This is a genomic window from Pseudomonas sp. SWRI51, from assembly GCF_014268825.1.
Classification (GTDB): Bacteria; Pseudomonadota; Gammaproteobacteria; order Pseudomonadales; family Pseudomonadaceae; genus Aquipseudomonas; species Aquipseudomonas farsensis.
Genome location: NZ_JABWRG010000153.1, coordinates 1 through 6,441, shown reverse-complemented (window position 1 = coordinate 6,441; position 6,441 = coordinate 1). Strand labels below are relative to the sequence as shown.

Genomic DNA, 6,441 nt, shown 5'->3' with positions numbered 1-6,441 from the left:
GGGCTGCGCAGCAGCCCCTTGGGTTTTCAGGGCTGCTGCGCAGCCCAACGCGGGACAAGCCCGCTCGCCACAAGGAGATATATCTGGCGAAAACAGGGTTGTACAAAACCATAGAATCTCCCACAAAATCCTCGCTGGCGGTGCCTCAGGCCTCTGGCACTTCCACCTCCAGCGGCTTGCGCAAATCGCGCAGGCTGCGCGTTACCGGGCCGCTGTTGCACTTGGCGGCCGCCTGTTCCGGGGTCAGCTCGCGGATGCTGCGGTAGAACAGCTCGCAGGTCTGCTTCTTCTGGGTGACCTGCCATTTGCCCGTGCAGGCTTCGAGGGTCAGCTTGGCATCAGCCTGCGGGTTACGGCCCATACCGGCCTGCCAGCAGGCGGCAGACAAATCCTGCCCCATCATTTTCAGCCCCGCCGCGTCAGCCTTGTCCTGGTCGCCGTCGTAGCTTTTCGGGTCGGCGGTGTACCAGATGGCGCTGGGGTGGTTGGTGCCGAGTACCGGCACTTTGGCAGCACCCGCTTCTGGCTGGATAGTCACAAGGCCCAGTACGCCAACCTTCGGCCCGTACTGCTGTTCGATCCAGCTGCGCACCGGCGCGCCGAACGCGACCATCGGCAGTGCAACCTTGCCGCCCTTGGCAAGGGCCATTTCCTTGACCATGCGTACCTGGTAGTCGCGGAAGTAACCGTAGGTGCCTTCAAGGTCCTTGCCAGCGCTGGCGGGTGCGGCAATGGGGGCGATGTCGATGATGGTCTGATACGCCGGCGTGGCGGCGGCCTCTACACCATTGAAGGTCAGCAACTGCGCCCAGCGGTCGGTGGTGTTGGACTTGAGATAGTCCTGGTAGCGGGTCAGTGAGTAATCCGGCGGGAAGTGCAACAGCTCGATGCTGCGGCGCTGCTCCAAGGCCATGCCCAGCGGTAGGAACAGGTACCAGTCGTAGGACCATTTACCATCTTGGTTGAGTTTACTGGCGCCTTGATACGCCAGCTCCCCGCTGTCGAGCAACTTGCGCAGCGGCTCGCCATAGCTTTCTGGCACACCGCTGATACGCGCCACCAGCCGGTCATGTTCACGGCTCACGTGCACCTGCGCGTCGGCGTGGCCGTCACGCTGCACGCTCTGGGTCAGGTAGTGTTCGACGGTTTGCTCCAGCGTCCAGTTGCGGTAGCAGATCACCTGGCAGTTGTTGGGGAAGGCGAATAGCCGGGTGACACGCTGGGCGTCGCCCAGGTCGATCTGCGCGTCGGCCATGGCCAGGCCGCTGAAGGCGAGGGCGGTAAAGGCCGAGAGTGCTGTCGTGCGCATGCTTAACTCCTTGTCAGTGGCCGCCAGGACAGCGGTCACGCCCATGGTGGATGAAGAGGTAGGGCAATGAAAAGGGCAAGGTTCTGGCTATTGGCCATGGTGCTGACGGGGCTGCTGCCGGCGCAGGCGGACGAGCGTGACCTGTGGATGTTCGCGCAGTGGGCCGGCGACCACGAGAACCGTGGCTTTCGCGAGATGCTGGTGCAGGCGCGGCTGTACGGGGTGGTGCCGATCCACCAGTTGCTGCGCTCGGCATCGGACTGGCGGCTGTGCCGCGCCGAGCCGTTTGCGGTACCGCCGCGCGACCACTGGCCTGCGGTGCGCTCGACCCTGGCGCTGCTGCAGACCCTTGGCAGGCAGGGCGCCTTGGGCGAGTTCGAGGTGGTCTCGGCCTATCGTGCCCCGCGCCTGAATGCCTGCGCGGGCGGGGCGCGCGACAGTGCGCACATGCGTGCATTTGCGGTCGACTTGTTGCTGCCGCCCTGGGCCGACCCCAGGCCGCTGTGCACCTTTTGGCAGCAGCATGGCCAGGCCTGGAACATGGGGCTGGGGCGTTATCCGTCAGGGCGCATCCATATCGATACCGCCGGTTATCGCACCTGGGGTGGCGATGGGGGTGCCGGCTCGTCGTTCTGCACCAGGCTCAATTGAGCCAGGCAGCCCTGGCATTCGCTGCTGACCCAGTCGACGAAGCGTTGGCGCTTGCCGCCGTCATGCAGCGGCTGTGGGCTGAGCAGGTGATAGGCCGAGCCGTCACGGACAAAACCATGGGGCGCCTGCAATTGGCCGCTGCTCAGCTCGTCGCACACCATCAGCGCTGAAGCCATGGCCATCCCCACGCCGGCGCTGGCGGCCTGAATCGACAGGTAGAAGTGTTCGAAATCGCTGCGGGCCTTGCTGCTTGGGGCGTGGCCGCTCAAACGCTGCCAGGTTGCCCAGGCATCGGCGCGGGTTCCACTGTGCAGCAGGCGCTCGATGGCGGCGCCTGGCGCCGCGACCGGGCCGATCCACTCATCGCAGATTTTCAGGCTGTGCAGTTGCTTGCCCCAGTTGAAGTCGTCCCGGCGCAAGGCCAGGTCGATGCCACCCCGGGCGAAGTCCACCGGGCCACCGGCGGCGACCAGTTGCAGTTGCAGGTCGGGGTGCGCGGCGTGCAGGCGCGGCAGGCGGGGTATCAGCCAGCGCATGGCGATGGTGGGCTCGCAGGACAGCACCAGTACGTTGTCTTGTGGCTGCTGTTGCAAGCGCTGCACAGCGTCTTCGAGTTGCTCGAAGATTGCCCGGGTGGTGTCGTGCAGGCTGCGCCCGGCGCAGGTCAGGTATACCGCACGGTTGCGCCGCTCGAACAGCTCGACGCCGAGGCTTTCTTCGAGCAGGCGCACCTGGCGGCTGACTGCGCCGTGGGTGACGTGTAGCTGTTCTGCGGCACGCACGAAGTTTTCGGTACGCGCGGCGGTGTCGAAGTAGCGCAGGGCAGAGAGGGGTGGCAGTTTCATGGGGGCTCGCAAGTGTGCTGCATCGCCCGGTCTCTGTAGGAGCGGCCTTGTGCCGCGAAAGGGCTGCGCAGCGGGCCCAAGAACTGGACCTCATGCAAACTGCCGGGGCTGCTGCGCAGCCCTTTCGCGGCACAAGGCCGCTCCTACAGAGTTCGTGTATAGCCGAGGATGGCGGCGAAAATGTGTGATTAAAACTAGCAGATAACCTGCCCGATAAATCGATTTTTGGCACGGCGAAGACCACCGATACTCACGTTTCAGTCACTTTCCATCGAGGATCTTCACCCATGGCCGAACTCATCGCCGTTGCGCTGTTCACGTTATTGGCCGTCATCAGCCCCGGCGCCGATTTCGCCATGGTCACCCGCAGCAGTTATGCACAGGGCCGCAAAGCCGGCCTGGCGGCAGCGGTGGGCATTGGCTTGGGTGTTCAGGTGCATGTGTTCTACACCGTCTTCGGCATCGCGGTGATCATCAGCCACAGCCCTGGGTTGTTCATGCTGATGAAAGCGCTGGGGGCGGGCTACCTGATCTACCTCGGCTACAAGTCGCTGACCAACCAAGGCCGCATTCGTCTCGATGAGCAGCCGCCCAGCCAGGCACAGCTCGGCCAGGCCCTGCGCGCGGGCTTTCTGACCAATGCGCTGAACCCCAAGACCATGCTCTTTGTGGTCAGCGCCTACACCCAGGTGGTGCAGCCGGGCAGCTCGCTGGCGTTGGACTTCGCCTATGGCGGCTTCATGTCGGTGGCCCATTGGCTATGGTTCAGCCTGGTCGCGGTGTTCTTTTCGAATGCAGGCTTGCGCCGGGCGATGATCGAGCGCCAGCGTCTGGTGGACCGCATGATCGGGGTGGCGTTGATTGGCCTTGGGTTGGCAGTTGCCGTGGCGGGGGTGAAGTAGCAGGCTTTTTTGCGGGCAAAGAAAAAGGGCTTATCTTTCGATAAGCCCTTTTAAAAGGTGGTGGCTACACAGGGACTTGAACCCCGGACCCCAGCATTATGAATGCTATGCTCTAACCAACTGAGCTATGTAGCCAACTTGGCGCGCATTATTGGCTCGAATTGCATACCTGTCAACACTGGTTTCAAAAAAATTTCCAACCTTTCAAAAACTTAAGCCGCCATGCCGGCTTCAGCGCACGATCAACCACTGGCCTGACACGCTGAAAAGGCTCAGTTGCTGATCGCCTGCCAGCCGCTCGAGGCTCTGCGCCGGCTGGTTCAGGTCGAAGGTGCCACTCACCCGGCGGTAGGCCGCCTGCTCGTTCAGCAGCCAGACCCGGTGCCCCTGGTACGCGGCCAGGCGTTCCAGCACCTGCGTCAGAGGCATATTGCTGGCCTGAATCAGCCCACCGCGCCAGGCATCAACGGTTTTGCCGTCTGCCTTTTCGGTTGCATTGATACGGCTGGCGCTGAAGGTCACCCGTTCACCGGCGTTGACCAGGCGCTGGTCGCCACCTTGCAGCACCATTGCCTTGCCTGCCAGTACCACCAGTTCGTCGTGGTCGTGATAGCGCGCGAGCTGCAGGCGCGTGCCGAACACCTGGATGCGCGTGTCGTCCACCTGCACCTCCATGGCCCGGCCATCGAGCATCACGTCGATAGCGACCTGGCCCTGCACCAGATGCAGCAGGCGGGTGCGGCCGCGCAGGTCGACGTTCATGGCGCTGGCGCTGTCCAGGTGCAGCGTCGAGCCGTCAGCCAGGCGCACGCTGCGGCGTTCGCCGCTTTCGGTGTGCAGTTCGCAGCTCAGGCGCTGCAGCATGGGCCAGTACAGAAACGCCAATACCGACAGCAGCAACAAGAACGCCAGGCCCAGCACCAACCCCAGGCGGCTGCGGCGCAGTGCTACCACCCGCGGGCGAGGGCGCGGGGCTGGCGCCTGCAACTGCTGGCAGTAAGCTTCGAGACGGGCGTAGGCCTGGGCATTGAGCGGGTGCTCATACCAGTCGCCGAAGGCTTGGCGCAGGGCTGTATCGCAACCGGGCTGACGCAGGCGAGCAAACCAGTCCAGGGCTTCCTGCTCGGGATCGTGCTGTAGCTGCAAGGCGGGCATCGGGCGCATGGAAGGGTTGCTCGCAAGGACGGGGCGGTGGTTGCCCAGCGTTTACGGGAGAAGAGAGCCAGGGATGCTAAATATATTGAGAACCATTTACAAGTGCGTACGGATGGAAGGCGTGCCTTGGCGAATAAAAAGGTAGCTTCGTATCTATTTGTTTCACGATAATCGGATCCCAACCAGCGCACGGAACCCGAGCCCATGGCTATCAGCAGCACCCCGACAACCAGCGCCAGCACTGCCAGCCAGGCGAACCCGCTGGTCATGCGCATCATCGCGTTCTGCGCGTTGGCGCACTTGATCAACGACCTGATCCAGTCGGTGCTGCCGGCGATCTACCCGATGCTCAAGGCCAACTACGACCTGAGCTTTACCCAGATCGGCCTGATCACCCTGACCTTCCAGGTCACCGCTTCGCTGTTGCAGCCTTGGGTGGGTTTTTATACCGACTCGCGCCCGACGCCCAACCTGCTGCCCATGGGCACGCTGTGTACGCTGGTCGGCATCGTGATGCTGGCATTCGTTGGTAGTTTCCCGATGATTCTGCTGGCCTCGGCCCTGGTGGGCATCGGCTCCTCGACCTTCCACCCAGAAACCTCGCGTATCGCGCGGCTGGCCTCGGGCGGGCGCTTCGGCCTGGCGCAGTCGACCTTCCAGGTGGGCGGCAACACCGGTTCTGCCTTCGGCCCGCTGTTGGCGGCGGCCATTGTCATCCCGTTTGGCCAGACCCACGTCGCCTGGTTCGGCTTGGCGGCGCTGTTCTTCTTTGGCGTCACCTTGATACTGCGCCGCTGGTACAAGGAGCACCTCAACCAGGCCAAGGCGCGCAAAGCGGTGCAAGCCACCCACGGCATTTCGCGCCAGCGGGTGGTGGCGGCGTTGGTGGTGCTGGGCCTGCTGGTGTTCTCCAAGTACTTCTATATGGCCAGTTTCACCAGCTACTTCACCTTCTACCTGATCGAGAAGTTCCAGCTGTCGGTGGCCAGCTCGCAGTTGCACCTGTTCCTGTTCCTGGGCGCGGTGGCTGCCGGCACCTTCTTCGGCGGGCCGATCGGTGACCGTATCGGGCGCAAGGCGGTAATCTGGTTCTCGATTCTGGGCGTGGCGCCATTCACCCTGGTGTTGCCGTATGCCGACCTGTTCTGGACCACCGTCCTGAGCCTGGTGATCGGCTTCATCCTGGCCTCGGCGTTCTCGGCCATCGTGGTGTATGCCCAGGAACTGGTGCCGGGCAATGTCGGCATGATTGCCGGGATCTTCTTCGGCCTGATGTTCGGCTTTGGCGGCATTGGCGCGGCATTGCTGGGTTACGTGGCCGACCTGCGCGGTATCGAGTACGTGTACACGGTGTGCTCTTACCTGCCGTTGTTCGGTTTGCTGGCGGTGTTTTTGCCGTCCACTGGCAAGCGCTGACCTCGGGGGCGCAGTTATGTGCAGGCCGTTCCGGCCTCATCGCAGGCATTGAGCCAGATACCCATATCGCAGCTGACGCGGTCCCTTGTGGGAGATTCTATGGTTTCGGGCAAGTCGCTTTTGATTGTGTAGGAGCGGCCTTGTGTCGCGAAAGGGCTGCGAA

The 6,441-nt window shown here is 63.2% G+C and carries 6 protein-coding genes and 1 tRNA gene; 3 read left to right on the top strand and 4 right to left on the bottom strand.

Going from position 1 to position 6,441, the window contains the following annotated elements; genetic code table 11:
• Positions 1-145 precede the first annotated feature (145 nt).
• On the bottom strand, positions 146-1,255 hold the full coding sequence (locus HU720_RS23595) for a hypothetical protein (protein ID WP_238337802.1): 1,110 nt from the start codon (positions 1,253-1,255) through the stop codon (positions 146-148).
• Positions 1,256-1,375: 120 nt separating this feature from the next.
• Here HU720_RS23595 and HU720_RS23590 point away from each other — a divergent pair, with 120 nt between their 5' ends.
• Complete coding sequence (locus HU720_RS23590) at positions 1,376-1,960, top strand: D-Ala-D-Ala carboxypeptidase family metallohydrolase (RefSeq protein ID WP_186523511.1); 585 nt, start codon at positions 1,376-1,378, stop codon at positions 1,958-1,960.
• On the opposite strand, the gene HU720_RS23585 is transcribed toward HU720_RS23590, so the two are convergent.
• On the bottom strand, positions 1,900-2,805 hold the full coding sequence (locus HU720_RS23585; protein ID WP_186523510.1) for a LysR substrate-binding domain-containing protein: 906 nt from the start codon (positions 2,803-2,805) through the stop codon (positions 1,900-1,902). The two genes, HU720_RS23590 and HU720_RS23585, sit on opposite strands and share 61 nt — an antisense overlap.
• Positions 2,806-3,092: 287 nt before the next feature.
• On the opposite strand from HU720_RS23585, the gene HU720_RS23580 reads away from it, so the two are divergent.
• The gene (locus HU720_RS23580) at positions 3,093-3,707 is read left to right on the top strand and encodes a LysE family translocator (RefSeq protein WP_186523503.1); all 615 of its coding nucleotides are present in this window, start codon (positions 3,093-3,095) and stop codon (positions 3,705-3,707) included.
• Positions 3,708-3,765: 58 nt separating this feature from the next.
• On the opposite strand, the gene HU720_RS23575 is transcribed toward HU720_RS23580, so the two are convergent.
• Together HU720_RS23575 and HU720_RS23570 are read right to left on the bottom strand one after the other, a co-directional pair.
• Positions 3,766-3,842 (bottom strand) — tRNA-Met (locus tag HU720_RS23575).
• Between the two features lie 96 nt (positions 3,843-3,938).
• A complete protein-coding gene (locus tag HU720_RS23570) occupies positions 3,939-4,871 on the bottom strand; it encodes a FecR domain-containing protein (protein ID WP_238337801.1) in 933 nt (310 codons plus the stop codon).
• Positions 4,872-5,066: 195 nt separating this feature from the next.
• Between HU720_RS23570 and HU720_RS23565 the strand changes: the two genes are divergently transcribed.
• A complete protein-coding gene (locus HU720_RS23565) occupies positions 5,067-6,278 on the top strand; it encodes an MFS transporter (protein WP_186523501.1) in 1,212 nt (403 codons plus the stop codon).
• The last annotated feature ends 163 nt before the right edge of the window (positions 6,279-6,441 follow it).